The following is a 23,248-nucleotide window of genomic DNA, read 5'->3' on the forward strand; positions in this document are numbered from 1 at the left end:
TCAATCCCAAAAATAGTAAAAAAGGAGTGGTATCAGATGAATAAGACGAAAAGTTCAGTGAAACGCTCTTCAAAAGCAGAAGACATTCTATCACAAATCACTAGTGAAACTAAGCTAGGCGACTTAAGAAAAATCGCGAAGGACATTAAAAAAGACCACGAGCTAGCGATGGAGCTTTGGTCAACTGAACGGTTTCTACCCAGACTGTTGGCGATCTTGATCATGGACAAAAAACTTCTTTCTCAAGATGTCCTAAATAAGCTGGATCAGGATATGCAGATTCACACCTATGATGAACGAAATAACTTAATGGATTGGTTAATGGCTAACCAACTCACCAAAGACAAGAAGACTATGGCATTGATCGAGTCATGGGAGAATAGTCCTGCTGCTCTTCAAAGGCGAATCTTCTGGTATTATCAAGCGCGATTGAGATGGACGGGACAAACACCGCCTGATAACACCGCACACTTATTATCTGCCATTGAAGCGAATATGGCGGGGGAAGAACCAGAAGTGCAATGGGCTATGAATTTCACGGCAGGCTGGATCGGCGTTTACGATCAAACGTATCGGGCACGTTGTATTGAGCTGGGTGAGAAAACGGGTCTGTATAAAGATGAAATGGTATCCAAGGGCTGCACGCCCAATTATTTGCCGGAGTTTATTGCGATGGAAGTGAATAAACGAACGGAACAATCCTGAAGGGAAGCCACTAGGGAGGTTGACAGTCCTTTGTCCTAATGTTAGGATGTATACACCCTAACATTAGGATAAAGGAGAGGAGTACCCATTTTCACAAAGGATGGCCACAATGAACAAAATCAGCTGGATTTACGACTTTTTCGAATCTGGATGAAAGCATCCAAAGTGGTTTTTGATAATGTTCGCAAGGATGTGGATCGTTATGAGATCAGTCCGGAGCATTTCATGGTTCTTGAGCTGCTGTATAGCAAGGGGCCTCATCCCGTTCAAAAAATAAGCGAGAAATTGTCGATTCCCAGTGGAAGCATCACTTACGTTATCGATAAATTGCAGAAAAAAGGGATGGTCGAGCGGAAGGTGAATCCAACCGACCGTCGAGCTTACCATGTGGTCTTGACTGAAAAAGGAACATTGCTCTTCGATGAGATTTTCCCGCAGCATGTGGAAACCATATCCGCCAATCTCGCTGCTATAACGAACGAAGAAAAAGAACAGCTCTTGCTTTTATTGAAGAAGATCGGCCTAAGCGCACAAGATTTATAATCTTTTCATGGAGTGTGATCCTAATGAGTGATGAGTTCAAGCGGTATGTGGGGCAGGACATTGAAGTTCACTTTTCTCCCGATAAATGCACGCATTCTGCTAATTGTGTAAAGGGGTTGCCGGGCGTCTTCAATGTGAAGAAGAAGCCTTGGGTTCATGCGGATGGAGCATCGGCGGAGGCCATCGCGGCTCAGATTGGGCAATGCCCCAGCGGAGCTTTGCAATATCGGAGAAAAGAAACGCAAGGGGAGGGGGAATAAACGTGGTCGAAATTAAAGAAGCGGAGAACGGGTTTTACGTAGGGGAAGCCGATCAAAAGGAAGCGGAGATCCATTATGTTCCAAGTGGCAAGGATATCATTATTATAGACCATACGATGGTTTCCGATCATCTGAGTGGTCAAGGTGTGGGACAGGCGTTAGTGGAGCGAATGGTACAATATGCCCGGGCGGAGGGTGTGAAGATCATGCCGCTATGCCCCTTTGCTAAGGGTCAATTTGACCGTCATGAATCGTATGCTGATGTATTATTGAAATAATATTGCAACTTGCAGCTAAGTTCAAGACATCATACCAGGTGTACCGATACACAAAAAATAGCGGACGAAGGGAAGCCACTTGCCTCCCCTCGCCCGCTATTTTCTTTTACGATTCTCTTTTACTTCGTATGACTGATCCAAGTTTCGCTGTCTGCGGTCTTTTCATAATTATGACTATTGGTAGCTTCCATGATATCGTAGTAAGCCCAGTGCGCATTAGTTAAATCTACATATTGGTTAAGGGTATCTGTATGACTGTCTACATAACTTCTGTCAGCCACTCGCTCAAGCATACGATTGACCAGACTTACCACTTCAGCACGGGTGATGTTGTTGCCGGGCTTGAAGGTTCCGTCAGGATAGCCTTTGATCCACCCTTTGGCAGCAGCAAAGGAAATGTAATCTCTTGCCCAGTAATTCGCTGTAACATCTGAGAACATCACAGGCTCGCCTGTGACCAGCTCATCGAATCGGGAGGCAATGGCTGCAAACTCTGCACGGGTAATCGCTGCATCCGGCCTAAAGGCGCCGTCGGCGTAGCCCGTAATGATGCCGTATTGCTCCATATATCCGATGGCATCTGCGTACCATCTCGCAGGATCCACATCGTTGAATCGGGATGGATATCGTTTGTCTACGTCCATCTTCTCGACCAGCAGCCGCGCGAACATGACCGTCACTTCTGCGCGTGTCATATTCTTTTGGGGACCGAAAGTCAAGTCAGGATAGCCTTGCATGTAAGCAAAATGATTGACCTTGTCGAGAACAGGGATGTCCACATCGGCAAGTGTCCATTTTGCAGTCAAGGTCAGATCGCCATTCACCCTGTCGGTGCCAAAATTCCACTCCGTGCCATCCGCTCTAAACCAGCCTTCAAACGTGTAACCGGTTCGGATCGGATCTGCCGGCTTGGTTAGCAGCCCTCCGCTGGTCACCGATTGTGTGGCTGGTGCTAGCGTGCCTCCATCCCCGTCAAAGGTGACCGTGAACGCAGTTGGTTGGCCAACAAATGGCGGGTACTGCGTTTGAGGAGGGGAGCTAAGGTTAGGATAAGCGATACCATAGACTGAGAAGTTCTTCACATATAAGGTCAGCGTCCAATCGGACGAATCCAGGGTGAGATACTCCCCATCGGCATTCGGAGTCGTGCGGATGACATTGACCGCGTTCCCGTGATAGCGATACACGGTATAATTCGACTTGCCTTGCAATTCCGCAGGAATCGGAATCATGACTTTGATCAGCCCATTGGTTTGTCCGATAAGGCCCTCGGAATCCCAGTTAACCGCTTCGGTAACACGATAGAACTTTTCAATAATCATGTCGAGGTATAACCCGATTGTCGTATTGTTATTCCGAGCGCTCGTATCGATCTTTCTGATGGCATCTAAGATATCGGAATCATTCGTGGTTTCATCGACCTTTTCAATGACCATTTCAACCTTGGTAAACCCTGTATTGTTATACTCGTTGAGCAGGTATTCTACGGACTCAGGATGCAGATTATCGATGACGATCGGCGGCGTACCCGTGCCTTGCAGCTTCAGTGCACTGCTGGCATTGTAGGGGAATACAACGTTGCCAAGATCTACAACCTGTAGCTCTCCCCCGATGACAATCGCAATGATGGCTGTCTTCTCGCCTAGCGTGATCTTCAGGTTGTACGTCCCCGCCGGTACATCATGGATGGTGAAACGACCTGCGGCATCCGTAGTCGCTGTGTCTCCATACTGAGTATTGCCTTTCACAATCTCCACGGTGGCTCCCGGAAGGGTAACGGCAGGCGTGCTGTCGTCCACCACAGTGCCGATGACAATATAATTCCCGGTCGATGGCTCGGCTTGCCAGGTGGCGGTGTAATCGCGACGGCCTGTCGAGCCTTTTGTTATCGTGACAGTAAGGGTCGGTTCGGACAGCCCCGTGCCCGTCCATCCCGCAAAGGTATACCCTGGTTTGGTCGGGTTCGTTAAGGTGAAGTTCTCACTCTCGACGGTATAGGTTGCCGGGTTCGACGGATCGACTGTCCAAGCGTCAAGCTCGTAGTTGATCATGTAGATGTCAGCTGCGAAGACAGCCGTATAGGTTGCCGCCGCGTAACGGCCGGAATCCTCCTTCTGCGGGTCAAAGCTAACACTTGTGCTAACAGTCGCACCGGATGCGTCCTGCCATTCGACAAAGCGATATCCCGGGTTTGCCGTTGCTACCGAACCCGTTGCCGTACCGCTCTCGGGGTTCAACGATTCATAGGTCTGACTAACTGTACCGTAGTCCGCATGATTGACAACATATTCAATCGTGATATGACCGATCTCCGTCCACACGGCATAGAGAGTCGTGGAACCATCGGCTTTATCCCAGTCTCTCTCACTGCTCATGTCCGCATCATAATACTTTGTGCCATTGCTTGGTTGGTCAAAGTATCCGAGGAAGGTATATCCTGCCCGACTCGGTGCTGTTGCAGCCGGCATAGGCTGATCGTACGTTGCCGTGACGCTGTCGCTGCCGCCACTGCCGCCGTTGTCGTCCAACGTCACGATACTAGTCATGGCTGTCCATGTCGCCGTGTAGTTGCGATCGCCTGTCGAACCTTTTGTTACCGTTACCGTCTGGGTTGGTGCAGACAGCCCTGTTCCCGTCCATCCCGCGAAGGTATACCCCGTTTTTGTCGGATTGGTTAAGGTAAAGTCATCGCTTTCTACCGTATAGGTATCAGGATTTGCGTCGTTATCGCTGCCGTCGTTAAGAATGTAGGTGATCGTGAAGTCGGTCACTTCGAATTGTGCCGTATAGGTGTCGTCACCAGTGACGGGTTCGATGGTCTTGTCCCACTCGGTGAACGCATACCCTGGAATGTTTGTAATGCCCGGTGCCGTCGGCGTTGCCCCGTAGACAACCTGCGACGTGGTGGCACCTGTCGTCGTTCCCTTAGCCGGGTCGATGACAAAGGTAATGGTATACACGTTTCTCGCATAATAGATATCCACGACCGTACTGCCGTCCGCTGCGATGATTTCCTGATCAAACGGTAAGGCGGTGAAGCCGGGATAGGTCTTCGCCTCAGCATTTGTTGGAGTCCCGGTCGTACCGCTCAGGCTCTCAACGTCGGGAGCTGCGGTATAACCGCCGTCGATGGCCGCCTGATGATGGTTAACCGTATACGCTGTACCGGTGTTCGGTGTCCATGTGGCGTAGACGGCTGTGGTTGCTGTAATCGCCGTCTGGAAGTCAAACGCCGTGGAGCCTCCGTTTGTGGTTACCCAGCTGTTGAAAGTAAAGCCCACTTTCGTCGGGTCTGCCGGCGAGGTGGCTTGCCCACCAGACAGCATCGTTTGCGGAGCAGGATTATCAAGCAGCTGTGCTCCGTCATAGAAGGCTACAGTGTAATAATGGATGTCTCTGCTCGCGTTGGAGTCAGAGAGCTGTACCCCGGTATTCATATCGTTGACATAGATGTCATAAGTCCCGGGCGCGACGCCGCTGGCCGAATGGATATTTTCACTTGCTGCAAGCGTGTATTGGCGGGTGCCGTCTTGCCACAGCTCCACCGTTCGACCCGGATAGCTCGCTCCGTCGAGCAGGATGGTTACGCTCGGAGAGAAGGTATCGGCAACGGTCACCTTATCACTTGTTGCTGTTGCTGGGGTAGGCAATGCTGTGCCTTCGACCGATGTGATGGTAGCCTCACTGATATATTCTGTTTCTGCCGTTGCACCAGACGGCACGGAAGCCTCAAAGGTCAATTCCGTATGACCGTTTGCAGGTACGGAGCTTATCGTATAAGGGAAGGTGGCGTTTTCTTTCGCATCGCCGTCTTCGATTAAACTCTCATCCACAAATGTCAGACCGATGGGCAAATTATCGTTAAGGATGACGTTAGTAATATCACTATTGGTCAGATTGGTAACAGTAATGGTATAGATGACTTTTTCACCTGCAGACACCGAATCCGATGCTGGGGCGATATCGATTTTCAGTTTAGGGATAATCTTGCCGTTATTCCCCAGTCTGGTAACAAACGTGCCATGTTGATCACCAAGCCATGCATTGGCGTATGCCGCACCGGCAGTGCCGGTGATATTGCTGCCTTTCGGCTGGGATGCCAATACGTTGTTGTCGATTACTTTAGGGGTGCTTGAGATTTCGCCTTCACTCTCAGTAATGTTATCATAATAATACGGATTGTCTACGTTCGGTATGAAGCGCGCAGTTGCAGTTGCAATGTTGTTATCCATATACTCGTTACTGTAGAACGTACCGGAATCGTAGATATCCGTTAATCCCACCGTATAGGTAAGCTGCACAGGGAGAAGTTGAGCATTGGAATAACTGCCCGGCACAGGATTTTGACGATCGCTGAACATGATCAACGGTACTTCATCGGGACGGATGATCCATTTGATTTCCCTCGTATCCCTGTCGTACTCAACCGTCGTGCCCATGTTCGGGAACTCATAGATGGTCACTGCCCCGGATTGGGATTTTATCGTTCCTGTTAATGCACCCATTCTGGGGGCTGATTGTAGCTCCATCCCGTCCCCCAACACATCAGTGAGGATAAGATTCAACGGTTCGCCGAACTCATTGGTCTGTTCGAACGGTATATTTTTTTCCTTGGTAGCGGCCTCTACCAATGCTGCCAGATCGCCAAGCGCCTCATCCACCTTGGTCAGATCAGTCGGAGAGATAAAATAAATATAATCGGTTGCATATACGTAGCCGGGCGTACCCGCTATACCATACTTATTATTATCCCCAGGTGCGTTTGTTGTAAGTGTGGTCAGTTGGTTACGTACATCTAATTCAGCGCCAGCCGATGCCGATGCCAGCCGACTTGGCTTCAATAGAGCTGTGGCCAGATTGTTGCCTTCGCTCAGACCAAAGGCCACATTAAACCATACAACATCCTTGCCGCCGCTATGTGCGCTGTACGCCATCTTGAGCTCTTCTTTAAGCTTGGCCGCACTCAAGATGCTCAGCGCCGTAATCTCAGCCGTACCGGTTGAACCGCTGCCCGCTCTTTCTGTTCCGTTCGGTGGACTGTTATACCAGTTCGTATAGGCTCTGTTGGCCTCACCGTCGGTCAGGAGCAGAACATACGGAGACCTTTCGGTGTCTTCGCTACTAACTGGTAGTTCTGTAATGTCTGCTTTTAAAGCATGGATGGCCGTATACAGCCCCATTTGAGTGGCCGTACCGGTAGAGGTAGATATCGTTTGGGCTGTAGTTGTTCCCGTTGTTCCGTCAAGGAATGTCTGGGTCACTCCTGCCTTCCTGGTTATGGTTTGATTATTGCTGGTGATATAACGGTCGGTTACGGTGGTGCTGTCCCCGGTTTCAGGCGTAGAATAGGAGGCCAGCGGAAACAATGTCCCGACGTTGCCGGGGGTCGAGAGACCGTAATAATAGATACCGATCCGATTCCTCGGATTGGCAGCCATAATCATATCGATCCCCTTATTTACGGCATCTTTCATTCTGGTAACACGATCCGCTGTCATACTCGCCGACATATCCAGAACCATCGCTACGTCGGCGGCTGCCTGTTCCCGCCCTGTGTTGGTAGAGGTGCGGACGTATTCCTGGGCTAATGCCGACAGGGTGACGTCAAATTGAGTTTCGTTTACCGAAACAGATTTGTCCGCCCAAATACGGCCGTCGTCAGTGGCAGTGCCTAAAGTAGAAGGCCGTGCGGCTGTGGACGGATCTGAGCTTAACTCCACGACGTAGTTGTTAAGGCCGTTCATTTGCGCTCCGGATTGATCCGCCCACACCTGTGTCGGCAGCATCCCGCTCAGCATGGTGACGATAAGCAGCCACGTGCAAATGCGGTTCATTGATTTGTTTTTCAACTTCAAAGGTCTTCCTCCTCGTATAACGTTAATCTATGTTTGTCATTGCGCTGCACTCCAAGGATTGTTCTATCGGGTTGATTCTAATGCCAATCCCATGGATCAACCCCTTGACAGATCAAACTTGGGCTTATTGAAATCAATTAAAATCATGCCCCTTTCAGATTTCCCGGACACCTCTCTCGGTTCCGATTAATCAATAAAAATAGGTCTAATGACTTATAAGCATCCTGCTTGTTTATTGTAATATATGGTTCTTGACAGAATCTGAACAATCTCGGTCCCTTAGTAAGGGCGCTGACTTGCCACGGGCAGAGCTGGGCGAATCACTAAGGTATACAAAAACGCAAGTAGGAGTCGAGTCTTGAAAGTAGAGGAGCGACACCATCATGGATCAAAATATTAAACAATCCATAGTGAGGGGAGAAACCTCGCTTGGCATCGAGTTTGGATCTACACGAATCAAGGCTATACTGATTGATGACAAGTTTGAAACCATTGCTTCCAGCAGCTATGAGTGGGAAAATCAATTGATCGACGGTTATTGGACCTATCATCAGCAAGATATGATGAACGGGTTGCAAGAAACCTATCGCCAATTGAAGCAAGAGGTTGAGGAAACTTATGGCGTATCACTGGGGAAAATCGGATCAATCGGATGTTCCGCTATGATGCAGGGCTATATTGCACTTCATCACTCAGGGGAGCTTTTGGTTCCGTTCCGGACATGGCGCAATGCCACAACGGGTACAGCTGCAGCTGAGCTAACCGAGAGATTCCAGTGTAAAATTCCTCAACGCTGGAGCATCGCACATTTGTATCAAGCGATTTTGGACAATGAAGAGCATGTAGCCAATATTGATTATTTGACAACTTTGTCGGGTTACATTCATTGGCTATTAACGGGCAGTAAGGCACTTGGTTTGGGGGATGCCTCCAACATTTCTGTAGGGACGTCGATTTTTGCCATGTTAGTACTGGAGAAAGATTTATCTGCGGTGTACCCCGAGATTGACATCGTGAATACTCCTGATGGCAGCCCTGTCGCTATGGTTCTTGCTAACAACTGCTCCAGCGATATTAATGCCTGGCTCGGCTTGTTCCGTGAATTCTATGAAGCTATGGGGCTGGAACCCGATATGAACCAGCTATTCAGCGTTTTGTTCGGCAAAGCGCTGGAGGCAGATGCTGATGGCGGCGGTTTGCTAAGCTACGGTTACTATTCAGGCGAGAACATTACCGGGCTTGCAAAAGGTCGCCCGCTGTTCGTTCGTTCTCCGGAAAGCCGTTTCAATCTAGCTAACTTCATGAGAGTTCAGCTGTTTACCGCGTTTGCTGCATTAAGGCTAGGTGTCGATATTTTGACACAGAAGGAGGATGTCACGATTGACGGCATTTTGGCGCATGGCGGACTGTTCAAGACGCCCCTAGTCGGTCAAAAAATGTGTGCCGCAGCACTGAATGTTCCTGTTAAGATCATGTCTACGGCGGGTGAGGGCGGCGCATGGGGAATGGCGATTTTGGCCTCTTATATGACTAATAAGGAGCTGCACGAGGGCTTGGCTGATTACCTTACTGCTAAGGTGTTCAAGGATGTCGAGGGAGTAGACGTTTACCCTGACAGCGCAGATGTGAATGGTTTTGCCTTGTTTATGAAGCGTTACACGGAAGGGCTGGCGATTGAGCAGGCAGCGGTAGATCATTTTTTGGAAAATTGGACGAAGTAAGCTAATAACCCCTCGAAAAGGGGTTTGTCCTAACCCGAGTTTCGTCATTCCGGAGAAGATATGCTATGATGGAATTTGCTAAATTAATAATGAGGAGTGGTATTCTGAGAAAAAGACAACCGATGTCATTTGATGATCTGCTAAAGGACCTGCAAGGACAGAAAACGATGCAAGACGACCCCAGTCAGCCTTCATTGGAAAAGCTTTTTCCTGCATCGTTTATGCAAAAGCATTCCAGATTCAATAGCTTCCAGGAGTTTCAGGAAAAGGGCAACTTCCAGGCGGATACGCTGCAAGACATTGAAAAAATAGCCGGTGAGCTTTTCGATCGGCATATTGACAGGGAGACGGATTTTCCGGACTGGGAGACGATGCTGAAAGCCGCAAACAGGGAGTTTGAAAGAGGTAAATAGACGGCCATTGGTCGGAACGAGAAGACGCTGGGAAGATCCCGAGCGTCTTTTTCATACTTATGCGCGACTAGCCCAGCCGCCTCGTAGCTTATAACGCTCCGGCATCTCTTGCCGTATAGAACGACGGATAGATCGGCCGATATTGCAATTCGTCTCTAATCCGCGTAGTATCGGCGATCATATCCCATGGATCATACTCCTGCTGCAGCGCTTCCGGCGATAAGTCGGTATGATGAAGCTGCAGCATCTCCGCAACGGAGATCGGCGCATCGTCGGCAACATTGTAGATTCGCCCATCAATACCCGGTGTGGACGCCGCGAGCATCAAGGCTTGACTGATATCCGCATGATGGGCCATATGGATCCGTCTGGCCGGATGCCATGAACGGAAGTAGGGCAGTACCTCTGCGATATGGGGGTCGCGCTCACCGTAGATGAATGGAAACCGTATGATGCGGAGCCCTAATCCATCTTCATGGTGAAGCTGGAGCAGCGCAGCTTCGGCATCTGCTTTGCTCTGAGGATAAGCAAAAGCGGGGTGGAGCTCATCCTCCTCCCGGCTGGGTCTTGCATGCTCTCCCGAACCGTAAACGTGAATGGTGCTTGAGAACACAAACCTTGGCACCTTCGCATCTAACGCAGCACGAGCCAAGGCGACGGAGCCGTCGATATTTGCCATACGGGTGGTCTCCTCATCTACACCTCTGAACTGTGCGGCCAAATGAATCACGACATCACAGCCCCGGAGAGCGTCCAGGTATTGATCCGGCTGCAAGAGATCGCCTGCTATCACTTCAGCTCCTTGCTGGAGAAGCCCCTCCACGTTTGCAGCGTTCCTGACCAAGAGTTTGACCAGATGGCCGCGCTGTAATAGACGGGGCACAAAACGGCTGCCTACTTTACCTGTCGCACCGGTTACAAAAAAATTCATTATACCATCCTCCTATATTTGTTGGCGTCATAGGTTGAGTATAATGGCAGGTGCGAATAGCATCCTTCCTTCATTTATCGTATGATTGGGAGTGTCAGGATAAGGAGGAGAAGCCATGGAGGACGTGTCTTCCAAGATGTCGTTAGGGGAATTCTTGCGTTCGCGTCGGGAACGTCTTACGCCAGAGGATGTCGGGCTGGTATCCTATGGGCGGCGACGGATTCCCGGGCTGCGAAGGGAAGAAGTGGCTCAGCTTGCTTATATCGGAATATCGTGGTATACCTCGTTGGAGCAAGGCCGAAATGTCAATCCATCGGAGGATGTGCTCAATAACATAGCTCAAGCATTGCGACTAACAGAGGATGAACGCCAGCATCTTCATCTTCTTGCCAAACCGGCACAACAGGAAGCGGAAGTCAATCAGCATATTCACGTGGGTTTGGAACGGACAATAAGGGCTCTTGATCCAAATCCGGCATTTGTGCTCGGAAGGTATTGGGATGTGTTGATGTGGAACAAGGCAGCCGAGTTCGTTTTTCGATTGCCTTCGGTTTCGGATCAAAGGGCGCAGCGGCTCAATTGGCTCAGATATCTTTTTACAGAACTGGGGTCAACCATTCAGGATTGGGAATCCGGTGCCAAAGTCTTGATCGCCCAATTTCGTGCAGATTACGCACACTTTCCTAATGATGCGGGGTTTAAGGCGCTTATTGACGAGCTCATGCAGACGAGCCGGCTATTTCGCGAGATATGGCCGCTGCATGACGTTCAGGCCGTAACAGATCGCCATAAAAGGAGCTACGATCCGCGGATCGGCGACATGGAGTTTGAACATGTGACCCTGCAACCGCAGGCCACCAATCCGGAGCTGAAGGTCATGATCTATACCGCTTCACCGGATACCGCTGCGCGTTTGCAACGTTTAGTGGGTGCTTCGAAGCCGTGATATCCTGCTTTGCGTTACAGAAAAGGCTATCCGTTAGAGGATGGCCTAAATGTGTTGTTGCAAAAAGTTCTTCCCGAGTACACCCCCGCTCAACCCAATCCCCCCGAGTTATGGCCTAAGATTCTCCCTTACCCATATCTTGGTTTTCTATCATCACATCAATAAATTTCAAGGCACCTTGGATTTCTGACTCGGATAATGAATGCAAAACCGCTATGAATCGTTCCTCCAACACTTCATGCATGGCGGCATGCACTTCAAAAATCTTTTTGCCCTCGGGAGAGAGAGTAAAATAAACCTCTTTTTTATTATCAACCATCTGTCTTCGCTTAATAAAGCCCTCTTGAAGCAGCTTATTGCTTATTTTCGAAATGCTGGCTTTGGACAAATTCATTTTTTCTGCAATAGACGTGTTATTTATAGGTTCATTGTTTCCGATGCAATCAATTACATGTACGCTTGTTAAATTACTTGGAATGGATGTAATGCCATGTAATTGTGCCAGGCTAGTAAACTCATTACTCTCTGCTGCAAACCTTTGCTCGATTAAATGTGCATAGTGGAGAAAACGTTCGTACAGCGTTCGCTTTAATCCCTCAGACATGATTGAACATCCCCTATATTAAAAAGAATTGCCCGATTCAAAATTTCATATGCGAGCTAAAGCTACATGGTGGAGTGCGTCGAATATTATTGTTCATTTGTAAATTATTTTAACATATGAGGTAGTGGGGATCAACTTTTGAATTCCGCATTTAAAAAGAAAGTTGACAAGAATAACCGTTGCGTAATATAGTTTCATTGTTAACAATAATCGAAAAGAAGGCGCTGCATATGACTCGGTCCGAAGCCTTCGCACAGAGCTTTCATGGGCTCCTGGATAGCACGGTCATCAACGTTGCCATTCCCAACTAAATGAACTGCTTTACCTTCGATTTTAAAATGGTGCAATGGACAATCACAGGCTAAGCTTGCGCCGCCTATTCATTCTGTCACAGGGAGGCATTACAATGAATGTTGCCAAAACGATAGTAGAACGACGGAGTGTTCGTAAGTTTAAAGCAGAGCCTGTCCCATTCGAATTGTTGAACTCCTTGCTCCAGCAAGCTTCGAGTTTGTGGCAATCCGACGAGCTGACGCATTGGCGTTGCATTTATTATGACTCCGAGGCATCGCGTTTGCGACTGGCTGAGAGCATGTTTGCCAAAGTAACCGATAGTCAATTTGGTAAGTTAATCCCGTCCTCAATAACAGGATTTCTCACCAAATCCATTCTCAACACGCCGGTCCAACTGGTTTTTATTGCAGAAGCTGCGGCCACTCAACGACAGCGCGACGAACATTATGCCGCCGTCTGCAGCGTCATGCAGAATCTTCAATTGCTTGGCTGGGAAAACGGTTTGGGGATGCTTTGGTACACCGACCCCATGTTGAGCAATCCGTCCTTTTTTAATGAGATCGGTCTGAAGGACGGGGAAAAATTTGCCGGTGTCTTAAATATTGGATATGTTGTTAAATCGCCTAGAGCCCGGAAAAGGACCCCCGCAGAACAATACTGGACCCAATACCCGACAGATACCAAGCCCCATGCGGAAGGCCAATATGTATCGTCTAAAGACATCTTGGAAGCATTGAACATCGCGGTTTGGGCGCCAAATGATGGACTTCGCGAGCCATGGCGTTTTATTTATGTGACTGACCATGAAGCAGTTGCCAAGCTCCAGCCCTCACATGCCAATACCTCGCCCTCATTCCTTGTAGTATTGGCAAAGAAAGAAGCTGACCCCCACAAACAAGAGGAGGATTATGCCGCAGTATGTTGTTTGATTCAGAACTTTCAATTGTTGGCCAGCGATAAAGGATGGTATGTTCATCGTACCATTCCGGAATGGATATATGAGCATCAGCTGCCTATACCACTGGAGATAGACCCGCATGAGAGAATTGTAGCCGTGCTGGAAGTTGGGGCAGTGGCGCAACGATCATGTTCAACCTGCACTTCCTCGACGGTAAATATGATACGTCTTTGATAGAGCAGCAATTCTTTTGTAAAGAAAAGGAAAGGGGAGGTGGCGTGGCCAGCTGAAGATCATGATCTATACCGCTTCACCGGATACCGCTGCGCGTTAGCAACGTTTAGCGGGGCCGGGAATTGCGCTCATTGATGAGCGCTAGGCTGCGCCGGGGAAGCAGCCGGCAGATCAGGGCCGTTGCATAATTGCCGCGTCCGTCAATACTGTAGCTGCTGCCTTGGTCGATGCCGCGGAATCCGGCCTGAACGACGCTCTGGGGAGTAGACATTTTGTTGCCTGCCACCATGTCCCGGTTGCCCACCTCATCGAAGAACCCGGTATCCGTCGCACCCGGACAGAGCGCCATGACACGGACGCCGCGTCCGCGGGTTTCTGCCCACAGCGCTTCGGAGAAGGATAACACGAATGCCTTGGTCGCGCCGTACACGGCCAGATAGGCGCAGGGGGCAAATGCCGCCATGGAAGCCACGTTGACCACGATGCCGTCTTTGCGTTCCAGCATGCCGGGCAGATAAAAATGCGTTAGTTCGACTAGCGCGCCGGTATTCAGCATGATCTCTGCCTGCTCGCGCGCCGGATCGATATCTTCAAAGCGGCCGTATGTGCCGAAGCCTGCATTGTTGATGAGAATATCGACGGTCAGGCCGAGCTTGGAGACGGATTGGGCCAGGAGATGCGGTGCCCCTGCCTGGGACAAATCGCAGGGAAGGGCATATGCCTGCACGCCGTGTGCGCGTGTGATCTCGTTGGCCAGTGCTTCCAGCTTGGCTTGGGAACGCGCGGTCAGGATGACATGACAGCCTCGCGCAGCCAGTGCTTTGGCATATGCTTCGCCGATGCCAGAGGAAGCGCCAGTGATTAAAGCCGTTTTGCCTTGATAGCGGTATGAGTTCATCTAAGAGTCCCCTTTATCGTTGAGTTGCCTTGATCATACCAACGATAAAGGAATGTTAACCACAGCGCTGCCTTACTATTAACTGGACTAACAGGCTAGGATAGCTAAGGCAACTCGGAGCCTTGAGCCAGCAGGCGCGCGAGCCGCTCCTCCGTGCCCGAACCTGGCGTCGGCACGAAGAAGCACCAGTGCAGCCCAGGGTCGTTGTCGATGGCGGCGGCGCAATGAATCGTGAACGTCAGTTCCCGTCCGTCCGGCAGCCGGCAATGTACCGGGACGGCGGTGCTCTTTTGCCGGATCTCATGTCTCTCCCACAAACGTACGAAGTCCTCGCTGTTCTTCTGCAAACGCTCGAACCGTTCCATGTACATCGGGTTGTCCCTGTAACGCTCGAAGCTTGCCCGGATCAACCCCGTCATGTAACGAGCGAATGCCTCCCAATTGACCAATCTTCTGGGGTATTCCGGATCCAGAAACAGCAGCGTCATCATGTTGCGTTCATTTGCCGGCAGACGGCCAAAATCGGCAATCACGAGCTCCGCTCCCTGGTTCCACACGATGACATCGGCAACCTCATTGGCAATAAAAGAAGGATAGCGCAACTGATTCACAAGGTTTTGCAGAAATTCGGAATCGTGGTGCTCGAAGCTTGATTCCGAATAGACGGGAGTGGGTCTGGCGAGATCGAATAAGTGCTTCCGCTCGTCCGCGTCCAGCTGCAGCGCTTGGCTGATGTGGGACAAAACCTCCGGGGAAGGGTTCGTCTCACGGCCCTGCTCGAGCCAGGTATAGTAAGTGACGCTGACATGGGCGAGATATGCGACTTCTTCCCTGCGGAGTCCCGGGGTGCGCCGCCTGCCGGGAAATCGCGGAATCCCCGCCTGCTCCGGCTGAAGCCGATGGCGGCGCGAGGTGATGAATTCCCCCAAGGCGGAGGAGGTGTGACGGTTCTCCATTGGACGGGAGACCTCCTTAATCAACATTTCCAAATCTGTGTAAGCGAGACTAATCTGGCTCAATCCGCCGACCAGTCCCGCCGCAGCGTGAACAGCTCGGACAGCGCCTCGGTCGACAGCTCCGTGATCCAGCCCTCTGAACTGGTGATGACGTTGTCGCTGAGCTGCTGCTTGTTCTCGAGCATCTCGTCGATGCGCTCCTCGAGGGTGCCGAGCGAGATGAACTTGTGCACCTGGACGTCGCGTGTCTGGCCCATCCGGTAGGCGCGGTCGGTGGCCTGGTTCTCGACAGCCGGATTCCACCAGCGGTCGAAGTGGAAGACGTGGTTCGCCGCTGTCAGGTTGAGCCCGACGCCGCCCGCCTTGAGCGACAGGATGAACACGCTGGGCTGCTCGGCGGGCGGCAGCTCGCGGGACTGGAACCGCTCGATCATCCGGTCCCGCTGCGCCTTCGGCGTGCTGCCGTTCAAGTACAGCACGGGCTCGTCCAGCTCGCGCTGCAGCACATCCTGGATCATCTTGCCCATGCCGATGTACTGTGTGAAGATGAGGCAGCGCTCGTCCGCCTCGCGCAGCTCCCGGACCATCGCCACCAGCCGCTCCAGCTTGGCCGAGCGGGCGGCGATCGCCTCCGGTGATGCCGGGCCTTCCTCCGGATCCCCGCCTGTATCCTCATCCAGCAGCGCCGGATGGTCGCAGGCCTGCTTGAGCCGCGTCAGCGCGCCGAGGATCGCGCCCTTGCGCTGGATCCCGTCCAGCTTCTTCAGCCGCTCCAGCAGCTCCTTGACGCTATTATCGTACAGGGCCGCCTGCTCAGAGGTGAGCGGGACGTACGTCTTCATCTCGTTCTTCTCCGGCAGGTCGAGCTGGATGGCAGGGTCCTTCTTCTTGCGCCGCAGCAGGAACGGCTTGACGAGCCGCTGCAGCTCAGACGTCCGCTTCCCGTCCCGCTCCCGCTCGATCGGCCCGGCGAATCGGTCCTGGAACGCCTTGGCGGATCCGAGGTAGGTCGGCACGATGAAGTCGTAGATCGACCATAGCTCTGCCAGCCGGTTCTCGATCGGCGTCCCGGTGAGCGCGACGCGGTGGAGCGCTGGGATGCTTTTGACCGCCGCCGCCTGCTTGGTCTGGGCGTTCTTGATGTTCTGCGCTTCGTCCAGACAGACTGCTCCCCATTGGAACTGTGCCAGCGTCTCCTGGTCGAGCGAGGCGGTAGCGTACGAGGTCAGCATGACGTCTACCCTGCGGGCCTCCTCCTGGAATGCTGCACCGCTTGCCCGTCTGGAGCCGTAATGCATCGCCACCCGCAGCGACGGGGCGAAGCGGGACAGCTCCTTCTGCCAGTTGCCAAGTACCGATGTCGGGCAGATGATCAGTGAAGGGAGCTGCGCGGCCTCCTCCGTCTGTTCCTTGTTGTGCAGCAGGTAGGCGATCAACTGCACCGTCTTGCCGAGGCCCATGTCGTCCGCGAGACAGGCCCCGAGCCCGAAGCGGCGCAGAAACGCCAGCCAGGCGAAGCCGTCCTGCTGGTAGCTGCGCAGCTCGGCGCGCAGGCCGGCCGGAGGATCAAGCGGCGGCCACTCGCGCTGCTGGTTGATCCGGGCGATCAGGCCCGTCAGATGCGCATTCAGCTCCACCTCGAGCTGGACACGGGCCGGATCGGCTTCGGATGCCTCCGCGCCGCCGTCTGCCCCTTCAGCTGCATCGCCCGCCATCTCGGCCTGCGAGAGCAGGTGCAGCTGCAGCACATCCTGGAAGCTCAGCCCCTCGCGCTTGTCCATGCCTTCCATCATGCGGCGGATCTGGGCGATCAGGGCGGGGTCGAGTGCGATCCAGCGGTCCCGGAACTTTACGAGACGCTCTCCGCGTGCGACCAGCGCATCGAATTCCTGCTCGCTCAGGTCGGCTTCGCCGATGGAGATGCGCCAGTCGAAGCTCAGGATGGCGTTCAGTCCGAACAGCGACTTGCTGCCGCCACCGCGCTTCTTGGACTCGTCTTCGGATTGCACCGCCGCCCGCAGGCGCGGCTTCTTGCGGCTGGCGGCTTCCCACCAGGCGGGCAGCAGCACCTGCCAGCCGGCTTCGAGCAACCGGCGGCTGTCGGTATTCAGGAACCGCCAAGCCGCCGCGTCGTCCAGCGGCGCGCCGAGCACATCTTCACCGCGCCACAGCCTCTCGGGCGGCAAGCAGGCCCGCAGCCGGTCCAGCCAGCCGGCAGAGCGGCTGCGGATGGCTTCCGTCCAGCTATCCGGCCACTTGCCGGTCGCCTCGCCGTTGCCACTGAGCTTCACCCGGCGGAGCGTCGCCGGATCGCTCTTGTCCTGCAGCACGAGCCGCAGCCGCCAGCGTGAGTGCTCGTCGCCCTCCCACGGCTCGATCAGCTGCAGCATCGGGCGGAAAGGCGCGACGTCCGCTTTCCAGCCGATCTGCACGAGCCAGGACTCGCTATCCAGTCCTGCCGTCGCCGCCGCTGCATGCTCGCGCGCGAACAGCGCCGGGAACTCCCGCCGCAGCTCCGCCTCGTCGGCCTCCGTGCCGTAGCAGCGGCTCGTGACGGTCGCCGAGAAGGCCGCCTTCAGCCCGGCACGCGCCTCCTCGCTCCAGCCGCCGCGCGCCAGGTCCAGCTCGCTCTGGCGCTCCTTTCCCAGGGTCGCTCCGATCGCCCCTACATCCCAGCTCCAGGCCAGCTCGCCGCTGCGGTAGGCAGCAAGATCAGGCGCATACAACCGCTTCTCCAACACTTCGTTGAGCAGGGGCGCCAAGGTGGAGAGCCTGGCCGCATCGCCTTCCCACCTCCATTCGATATGCGCCAGCTGCGGACACCGGGCAAAGTAAGGGATAACCTCTTCTGAGGGCAGTACGACAGCCTCCAGTTCCCCGACCTTGCGGAGCTCGAGCTCCGTGCCGTAGAAGGACGGCTCATGCCAGGCGAACAAGCGGTGCTTCAGCAGGAGTCCGCTCGCCGCCTGCATCGTGTCCGGATCTGTGAAGAACAGCGCGTCGCCGTGCGACGTCAGCACCAATCGGACCGCGATGCTCTCCACATTATAGTTGGTCATCGTCATGGGATCAGCTTTCCTTTCCGCAGCTCTTCCTGCAAGGCCCTCAGCCGGCTATGCCGGCCTGCGAATGCTTCGATGTACGACTCCCACCGGTCCTCGCGCTTCAACTTCTTGTACAGCTTGGCCAGCCGTTTGAGCAGCTTCACCGCCCGCTTGTAGCCGTCGCGGTTCTTGAGCAGGACATATCGCTCGGCGCCCTGGTGGTAAAAAGGCAGCAGCGCTTCCGGCGCGCCTTTCTCGATGGGCTGCAGATCCTTCGCTCGGAAGTCGAGCGGATCGCTGCCCCGGCTGAGGTGGTAATCGACCCACTGCCGCCAGTGGCTGTAGCGCATCAACATCTCTTCATACAGGTCGCGGGAGTAGGGGAGCAAGCTCGTCATCGCCTGCCACATGCGCTCCTCCGCCTCCGGCAATCGCTGGATCACGGCGTCCCAGTAGTGGCCATAAGGGTACAGGCTGCCGTGATGGCGCCCGACCCGCTCAGTCGCACAACCGGTCAGCCAAGCTTCCAGCCGGCTCCAGGCGCCGGCCTCCTCCAGTACTCTCAGGAAGCGCAGCACCTGGTCGGGCTTCAGCCGATGCCGCTCGGCCGCTTCGAGCAGCTGCCACGCCTGCTGGTCCTCCTCCAGCCAGAAGTGCATCCAGGCGCGGGCGACCAGCGGGAAGAGCTTGTGTGTCTTGCGCGGCCCATGGCCATAGGTTGAGCCGGATTGGGATGCCTCTGCCTTCTCTGCCGCAATGACCGCCGCCTCAGCCTCATGTAGCCGCTCCAGTTCATCCTCGAAGAGACGGGTGCTATCCGCCGCAGGAGCGATCATCCGAATCCACAGTTCCACATAGATATCCAGATAGGCGGCTGGTGACCATGCATGCGTGACCGCTGTTTCTCGAATGTACGTGGAAGTCTCCAAGAGCCGATCCCACTGTCTGGCCCGGAGGTTCAGCGTCAATCCGTCTGTCAGGTGGCTTGCAACCGCCTGCATCGTCTCCGAGGCCGCAATTTGGGCAAAGTAGCTCGAGTAGCCGCTGGTCGACTGCTGGCGGAGCAGGAACAGGTGAACATTCAGCTCGAACAGCCAGTCTTCTTCGGCAGTCAGCTCTGGCAAGTTTTCGCGTACCGCGAATCGAACCTCGTTGCCATACTCTTTTTGGTAGGGGGTGCTGAGCGCGTTTTCGGCGTGCTTGGCGATCCAGTCCTGCCACTGGGCGACGCTGAGCTCTGCCAAGCGATCAGATTCCATTTTCGTCATGAATGGGGTATTCCTTTCTATAGAGCCGGTCCGCTCGTCAATCGATTTCTTTATTATAACGAATATTTAGTAAGATGACATACTCGCCCAGTGCAAGAGAAGAGGCTGCTATCCATGGTTGTGGTGAGAGGCATGTTTACAGTTCGCTTTAAGGTATGCTATTGAACCTCTTTGTATATACTGGTATATACGCATGGTTGGAGGTGTGATAAAATGAGAGAAAGTAAAAAAGAGGGAGGGCTCTCGATGTCGACCACCGTTCAGAAATGGGGAAACAGTCTGGGCCTTCGTATTCCCAGCCAAATTGCGGAAAAGCTCGCGATCAGTCAAGGATCAGAAGTCGATTTGATTGTAAGTGATGACCATACGCTGATCGTAAGACCCCATAAGAAAAAACCAACCTTGGAAGAATTGCTGGCCCAATGCAAACCTGAAAATCGCCACGAGGAAGTGGATTTCGGTGTTGAAGGGCAGGAATTGCTGTAGATGAGTGCAGATCGAGGAGATCTCGTATGGATCAACTTTAATCCACAGGCAGGTCATGAACAAGCGGGTAGGAGAGCCGCAATCGTACTTTCACCAAAAGCATTTAATGATGCGACGGGGTTTGTATCGGTTTGTCCAATTACGCATACGGTTCGAGGTTGGGGATATGAGGTATTGCTGCCCGATGGACTGATTTTTAAAGGAGTTATTCTAACGGATCAGATTAAAAATCTGGATTGGCGAGCTAGACGTATTGATATTGCAGGAAAAGCTTCCCATGAAGTAGTCAACGCGTGTTTAGACAAAATACACACCTTTTTGTAGCTTGTCATAGCTACGCCGCCGCCTGCGAGGTGTTGGCATGGGTAAAGAAGCCTACCGTCTGCGGAAGGCTCCGCCACGGGCAATGGTTCAATTAGAGCACCACATCGCAACGAAGAAAATAGCGGCGCAAGGGGATCCCCTTGCGCCGCTATTTTCTGTCCTCAGCTTACATTCACTCTAGGGCCTATTATTAAAAGAGCGCGTGCTTAGCGGGAATTCGGAATGCGGGCGCCAAGCATCGGCTCACTCCCCCCGACAAGTGCAAAAGTCAGGCTTGAAAAACATGTCCTGGCGATAAAGGTGAGGGCCCTGAAAGCACCACGATGGTGCTTACAGCCTTGGCCCAAGCATCAGCTGACCGCTCTAAGCGCCAAAATGGTGCTTACAGTACCGCCCAAACCCTCTAAGCATTAGAATAGGTAGACCCTAAAGTGTCTACTTACGCTTAAAGGTGCTGACTATTATAATAGATGGAAGCTACACCTATTGCTATGGATGAGGGGAGTGTGGGTGGCATGACGCGAGCCCGCGTGATGCTTGTCGAGGACGATGTGGAATGGAGCCAGGGCTTGCAGGTTTTCTTCGCAGACGAATCCGGATTTGAGATCGTTGCTTGCGTAGACAGCAAGGAGACCTGTATGTCAGCGCTTGACGAAGCTCCGGTGGATATCGTGCTGATGGATATTATGCTGGGCGATGCCGATGCGTCCGGATTGGATGCGGCGCTCGATATTGCACACAAGTATCCTGCCATAAAAGTCATTATTCTGAGTTCTCTGGATGACGATGATGAAGTATTTAATGAAGCGTTCCTGAATGGCGCATACGACTTTGTGTACAAGGATGAATTCGAACAGATCCCGACCATCATCGCTAACGCGACGAGCGATCTGGAGAGCAAATATGGCACGAGGTTGAAAAAGCTCGTCTACGATAAGAAAAGAAAACTCATCACCCCTTATGATGTCGTGCTGCTCAAGCTGATCCTGGAGGGTAAGACGCAGCAGGAGATTGCGGATATGAACAGTGTGAGCCTATCGGCGGTGAAGAAGCATGTCGGTCGTCTATTGGTCAAATTCAACTGGAGCCGTTCCACCAGAGAACTGGCGGACAAGTGTCAAAAATGGGGGCTGCTGGAGTAAGGGGAGCAAGGGATGATCATTGCATTCTTGTTATTGTTCGTTGTCATGACGCCGCTGGGCATCTATCTGCTCGTGAAGCGAAGGGAAAACAGTCTGCTCATCTGGGGCGCGCTGCTTATGATCACTGCCGGCCTGAGCGGTCTGCAGGTCGGCCTGGAGAAGCTCGCTCTGCCATATATGGAAGCGGTCCGTGTGGAGGCGGCCGGGATGACTGCGCTACAGGTGGCGACTACCGGGTTGAATATTCTCATTCATAGCTTTCCCTATTATTTGGCTCTTGGGTTCTTTATGCATTTTGCCGGCTATTCGAATCCCATGCTGACCGGCTTGCTGCTCGTCCCGGTCTTGTTTTCCTTTTTCTTCAGCGATGTGTACCCGGTATCCAGGATGAATTATACATACATCCTGAGTTGGGGTGTTCCGTACATGGCGGCGTCGATGGCCCTGTTTGGGAAGCGGGTGTGGAGGGCCGGGCCTGGCATAGGGAATCGGCTTCCTTATCTTGGGATTGGCCTGATGATCCTGATCCCTCTCACGTTTTTGCTGCTTTTGCAATTGGAAGGAATTTATTTTCAATCCCCCGTACAATTGCTTGCCTTTATCCCTTTTATCTGTCTGATCAGCCTGGTGCTGGGCTTGGTGCTATATGTGTATAATGTCTTTACCCGTTTCCAATCCTCAGCTGCACTGACCAAGATGCAGGTCGGGACGAGCCTGATGCAGCATGCGTTCAAAAATGTGGTCGCCAAAAACAAGCTGCATGCGCTGAATATCCAGCGAAGCCTCGAATCGAAGCAGTATGACATGGCCAATCATCAAGTGAAAAGTCTGTTGCGATCCAATGAGCATCTCATGAGCATGGTGTCCAGGCTGTCCTATCTTACCCGGAGCCGGCTATCTGTAGAGCCCGAGGCGACCGACCTCTCCGTCCTGCTGGATGAGGTGACAGAACAGTTTGCTCACACGTCCGTCTCGTTTGCCAAGCAGTACGCGCCTGCGATGCTGCTGGTCGATCGTACGCTGATCGCGGAGTGTCTCTCGAATATTATAAGCAATGCGATCGAAGCGATGGACGGACGGGGGCAGGTGACAGTTACAGTTGAGAAAGTGCAACGGAGAGTGAGGATCCATATTACCGACACCGGGAAAGGGATGAGCAAGGATCAGTTGAAGGGCCTGTTCGAACCGTTCTACTCTACGAAGCACAAGTCGGGACACAACTTCGGACTTGGTATGTTCCACGTGAAAAAAATTATGACTGCCCACCGGGGCAAGGTGAGCGTTGTGAGTCAACCAGGAGCCGGAACGACCGTTACGCTGCTGTTTCCCTAGGGTAAGCCGTGGAGCGGTAACGTACTTTTCTTCCTTTACAGCTTACTGATCCATCTGTCTCCGTTAAGGAGGCTTTTTTTTTTGAAAATAACAAGAAAGCATTCTCACATCTACTT

At 52.8% G+C, this 23,248-nt stretch carries 19 protein-coding genes; 12 read left to right on the plus strand and 7 right to left on the minus strand.

Features of this window, described 5'->3' with window-relative positions:
- Nucleotides 1-36: 36 nt before the first annotated feature.
- The 4 genes from ABC336_RS15350 (at nt 37) to ABC336_RS15365 (ending at nt 1,786) form a co-directional block, all read left to right on the plus strand.
- Nucleotides 37-705, plus strand: coding sequence for a DNA alkylation repair protein (locus tag ABC336_RS15350; protein WP_413242528.1), 669 nt, complete (start codon nt 37-39; stop codon nt 703-705).
- Nucleotides 706-855: 150 nt separating this feature from the next.
- Nucleotides 856-1,248, plus strand: a complete 393-nt coding sequence (locus tag ABC336_RS15355; RefSeq protein ID WP_413239459.1) for a MarR family winged helix-turn-helix transcriptional regulator — start codon at nt 856-858, stop codon at nt 1,246-1,248.
- 23 nt (nt 1,249-1,271) lie between these two features.
- A complete protein-coding gene (locus tag ABC336_RS15360) occupies nt 1,272-1,508 on the plus strand; it encodes a (4Fe-4S)-binding protein (protein ID WP_413239460.1) in 237 nt (78 codons plus the stop codon).
- A gap of 2 nt (nt 1,509-1,510) precedes the next feature.
- On the plus strand, nt 1,511-1,786 hold the full coding sequence (locus ABC336_RS15365; protein WP_413239461.1) for a GNAT family N-acetyltransferase: 276 nt from the start codon (nt 1,511-1,513) through the stop codon (nt 1,784-1,786).
- A 119-nt stretch (nt 1,787-1,905) separates the two neighbouring features.
- Here ABC336_RS15365 and ABC336_RS15370 read toward each other — a convergent pair whose 3' ends face one another.
- Nucleotides 1,906-7,641 carry an InlB B-repeat-containing protein gene (locus tag ABC336_RS15370; protein WP_413239462.1) on the minus strand — a complete coding sequence of 1,912 codons (5,736 nt, stop codon included), beginning with the start codon at nt 7,639-7,641 and terminating at the stop codon, nt 1,906-1,908.
- Nucleotides 7,642-8,024: 383 nt separating this feature from the next.
- On the opposite strand from ABC336_RS15370, the gene ABC336_RS15375 reads away from it, so the two are divergent.
- Together ABC336_RS15375 and ABC336_RS15380 are read left to right on the plus strand one after the other, a co-directional pair.
- Entirely contained in the window at nt 8,025-9,362 is a 1,338-nt protein-coding gene (locus ABC336_RS15375) for an FGGY-family carbohydrate kinase (RefSeq protein ID WP_413239463.1), read from the plus strand.
- Between the two features lie 122 nt (nt 9,363-9,484).
- Nucleotides 9,485-9,775: a hypothetical protein gene (locus tag ABC336_RS15380; protein WP_413242529.1), complete on the plus strand. Its 291-nt coding sequence runs from the start codon at nt 9,485-9,487 to the stop codon at nt 9,773-9,775.
- An 88-nt stretch (nt 9,776-9,863) separates the two neighbouring features.
- On the opposite strand, the gene ABC336_RS15385 is transcribed toward ABC336_RS15380, so the two are convergent.
- On the minus strand, nt 9,864-10,706 hold the full coding sequence (locus ABC336_RS15385; RefSeq protein WP_413239464.1) for an NAD-dependent epimerase/dehydratase family protein: 843 nt from the start codon (nt 10,704-10,706) through the stop codon (nt 9,864-9,866).
- A gap of 115 nt (nt 10,707-10,821) precedes the next feature.
- Between ABC336_RS15385 and ABC336_RS15390 the strand changes: the two genes are divergently transcribed.
- Entirely contained in the window at nt 10,822-11,652 is an 831-nt protein-coding gene (locus ABC336_RS15390; RefSeq protein WP_413239465.1) for a helix-turn-helix transcriptional regulator, read from the plus strand.
- Nucleotides 11,653-11,767: 115 nt separating this feature from the next.
- On the opposite strand, the gene ABC336_RS15395 is transcribed toward ABC336_RS15390, so the two are convergent.
- Nucleotides 11,768-12,256 carry a MarR family transcriptional regulator gene (locus ABC336_RS15395; RefSeq protein ID WP_413239466.1) on the minus strand — a complete coding sequence of 163 codons (489 nt, stop codon included), beginning with the start codon at nt 12,254-12,256 and terminating at the stop codon, nt 11,768-11,770.
- A 406-nt stretch (nt 12,257-12,662) separates the two neighbouring features.
- On the opposite strand from ABC336_RS15395, the gene ABC336_RS15400 reads away from it, so the two are divergent.
- On the plus strand, nt 12,663-13,682 hold the full coding sequence (locus ABC336_RS15400) for a nitroreductase family protein (RefSeq protein WP_413239467.1): 1,020 nt from the start codon (nt 12,663-12,665) through the stop codon (nt 13,680-13,682).
- Between the two features lie 106 nt (nt 13,683-13,788).
- On the opposite strand, the gene ABC336_RS15405 is transcribed toward ABC336_RS15400, so the two are convergent.
- The 4 genes from ABC336_RS15405 to ABC336_RS15420 all read right to left on the minus strand — a co-directional run bounded on the left by ABC336_RS15405 (nt 13,789) and on the right by ABC336_RS15420 (nt 19,848).
- On the minus strand, nt 13,789-14,580 hold the full coding sequence (locus ABC336_RS15405; protein ID WP_413239468.1) for an SDR family NAD(P)-dependent oxidoreductase: 792 nt from the start codon (nt 14,578-14,580) through the stop codon (nt 13,789-13,791).
- A 104-nt stretch (nt 14,581-14,684) separates the two neighbouring features.
- Nucleotides 14,685-15,536 (minus strand): helix-turn-helix domain-containing protein, encoded by an 852-nt coding sequence (locus ABC336_RS15410; protein ID WP_413239469.1) that lies wholly within the window; start codon nt 15,534-15,536, stop codon nt 14,685-14,687.
- Nucleotides 15,537-15,595: 59 nt separating this feature from the next.
- Nucleotides 15,596-18,595: a DEAD/DEAH box helicase gene (locus ABC336_RS15415; protein WP_413242530.1), complete on the minus strand. Its 3,000-nt coding sequence runs from the start codon at nt 18,593-18,595 to the stop codon at nt 15,596-15,598.
- A gap of 2 nt (nt 18,596-18,597) precedes the next feature.
- Complete coding sequence (locus ABC336_RS15420) at nt 18,598-19,848, minus strand: hypothetical protein (protein ID WP_413239470.1); 1,251 nt, start codon at nt 19,846-19,848, stop codon at nt 18,598-18,600.
- A gap of 213 nt (nt 19,849-20,061) precedes the next feature.
- Here ABC336_RS15420 and ABC336_RS15425 point away from each other — a divergent pair, with 213 nt between their 5' ends.
- The 4 genes from ABC336_RS15425 to ABC336_RS15440 all read left to right on the plus strand — a co-directional run bounded on the left by ABC336_RS15425 (nt 20,062) and on the right by ABC336_RS15440 (nt 23,132).
- Nucleotides 20,062-20,334, plus strand: a complete 273-nt coding sequence (locus ABC336_RS15425) for an AbrB/MazE/SpoVT family DNA-binding domain-containing protein (RefSeq protein ID WP_413239471.1) — start codon at nt 20,062-20,064, stop codon at nt 20,332-20,334.
- Nucleotides 20,335-20,658, plus strand: a complete 324-nt coding sequence (locus tag ABC336_RS15430; protein ID WP_413239472.1) for a type II toxin-antitoxin system PemK/MazF family toxin — start codon at nt 20,335-20,337, stop codon at nt 20,656-20,658.
- A gap of 515 nt (nt 20,659-21,173) precedes the next feature.
- Nucleotides 21,174-21,800: a response regulator gene (locus ABC336_RS15435; RefSeq protein WP_413239473.1), complete on the plus strand. Its 627-nt coding sequence runs from the start codon at nt 21,174-21,176 to the stop codon at nt 21,798-21,800.
- A gap of 12 nt (nt 21,801-21,812) precedes the next feature.
- Nucleotides 21,813-23,132, plus strand: a complete 1,320-nt coding sequence (locus tag ABC336_RS15440) for a sensor histidine kinase (protein ID WP_413239474.1) — start codon at nt 21,813-21,815, stop codon at nt 23,130-23,132.
- The last annotated feature ends 116 nt before the right edge of the window (nt 23,133-23,248 follow it).

The sequence above is a fragment of the Paenibacillus jepli genome, from assembly GCF_047238105.1.
In the GTDB taxonomy this organism is placed as follows: domain Bacteria; phylum Bacillota; class Bacilli; order Paenibacillales; family Paenibacillaceae; genus Paenibacillus_D.

What these genes read in the sequence shown, in the direction of transcription:
- ABC336_RS15350 (WP_413242528.1), top strand. Translation starts at nt 37, where the DNA reads ATGAATAAGACGAAAAGTTCAGTGAAACGCTCTTCAAAAGCAGAAGAC.
- ABC336_RS15355 (WP_413239459.1), top strand. Translation starts at nt 856, where the DNA reads ATGAAAGCATCCAAAGTGGTTTTTGATAATGTTCGCAAGGATGTGGAT.
- ABC336_RS15360 (WP_413239460.1), top strand. Translation starts at nt 1,272, where the DNA reads ATGAGTGATGAGTTCAAGCGGTATGTGGGGCAGGACATTGAAGTTCAC.
- ABC336_RS15375 (WP_413239463.1), top strand. Translation starts at nt 8,025, where the DNA reads ATGGATCAAAATATTAAACAATCCATAGTGAGGGGAGAAACCTCGCTT.
- ABC336_RS15380 (WP_413242529.1), top strand. Translation starts at nt 9,485, where the DNA reads ATGTCATTTGATGATCTGCTAAAGGACCTGCAAGGACAGAAAACGATG.
- ABC336_RS15385 (WP_413239464.1), bottom strand. Translation starts at nt 10,706, where the DNA reads ATGAATTTTTTTGTAACCGGTGCGACAGGTAAAGTAGGCAGCCGTTTT.
- ABC336_RS15390 (WP_413239465.1), top strand. Translation starts at nt 10,822, where the DNA reads ATGGAGGACGTGTCTTCCAAGATGTCGTTAGGGGAATTCTTGCGTTCG.
- ABC336_RS15395 (WP_413239466.1), bottom strand. Translation starts at nt 12,256, where the DNA reads ATGTCTGAGGGATTAAAGCGAACGCTGTACGAACGTTTTCTCCACTAT.
- ABC336_RS15400 (WP_413239467.1), top strand. Translation starts at nt 12,663, where the DNA reads ATGAATGTTGCCAAAACGATAGTAGAACGACGGAGTGTTCGTAAGTTT.
- ABC336_RS15405 (WP_413239468.1), bottom strand. Translation starts at nt 14,580, where the DNA reads ATGAACTCATACCGCTATCAAGGCAAAACGGCTTTAATCACTGGCGCT.
- ABC336_RS15410 (WP_413239469.1), bottom strand. Translation starts at nt 15,536, where the DNA reads ATGGAGAACCGTCACACCTCCTCCGCCTTGGGGGAATTCATCACCTCG.
- ABC336_RS15415 (WP_413242530.1), bottom strand. Translation starts at nt 18,595, where the DNA reads ATGACCAACTATAATGTGGAGAGCATCGCGGTCCGATTGGTGCTGACG.
- ABC336_RS15420 (WP_413239470.1), bottom strand. Translation starts at nt 19,848, where the DNA reads ATGACGAAAATGGAATCTGATCGCTTGGCAGAGCTCAGCGTCGCCCAG.
- ABC336_RS15425 (WP_413239471.1), top strand. Translation starts at nt 20,062, where the DNA reads ATGAGAGAAAGTAAAAAAGAGGGAGGGCTCTCGATGTCGACCACCGTT.
- ABC336_RS15430 (WP_413239472.1), top strand. Translation starts at nt 20,335, where the DNA reads ATGAGTGCAGATCGAGGAGATCTCGTATGGATCAACTTTAATCCACAG.
- ABC336_RS15435 (WP_413239473.1), top strand. Translation starts at nt 21,174, where the DNA reads ATGACGCGAGCCCGCGTGATGCTTGTCGAGGACGATGTGGAATGGAGC.
- ABC336_RS15440 (WP_413239474.1), top strand. Translation starts at nt 21,813, where the DNA reads ATGATCATTGCATTCTTGTTATTGTTCGTTGTCATGACGCCGCTGGGC.